Here is a 277-nt window from a genome sequence, read left to right on the forward strand (position 1 = left end):
ATGCCCATTTGTTGAGCTAGTCGTCGCAGGCGTTGACTACTTTGCAGAAGTGCGACTCAATGGCGTTGCCGTGTTTGACTGTGATGGCAGCGAAGCCGAATATCGCAAGGACATTCGTCCTTATATGCAGCCTGGTCGAAATCGTTTTGAGATCCTTTTCCTTGAAGAAGAGGAGAGCCTGTTGCTTGAAGAGGATATGGATGACTCTATCTCTTCACAGGTCGTCGCTAAATCAGATTCTCGTATCGGAATCTGGCAAGCTCCATATCTTCAGTTC

Annotated in this window: 1 protein-coding gene; it reads left to right on the forward strand. The window is 47.7% G+C overall.

Annotated features, from left to right (window positions below):
• Positions 1–277, forward strand: a 277-nt coding sequence (locus AB4653_RS18875) for a glycosyl hydrolase 2 galactose-binding domain-containing protein (protein WP_408063583.1), incomplete at both ends; no start/stop codon positions are given.

It is taken from the genome of Vibrio sp. 10N.222.48.A3 (assembly GCF_041475345.1).
Classification (GTDB): domain Bacteria; phylum Pseudomonadota; class Gammaproteobacteria; order Enterobacterales; family Vibrionaceae; genus Vibrio; species Vibrio tasmaniensis_A.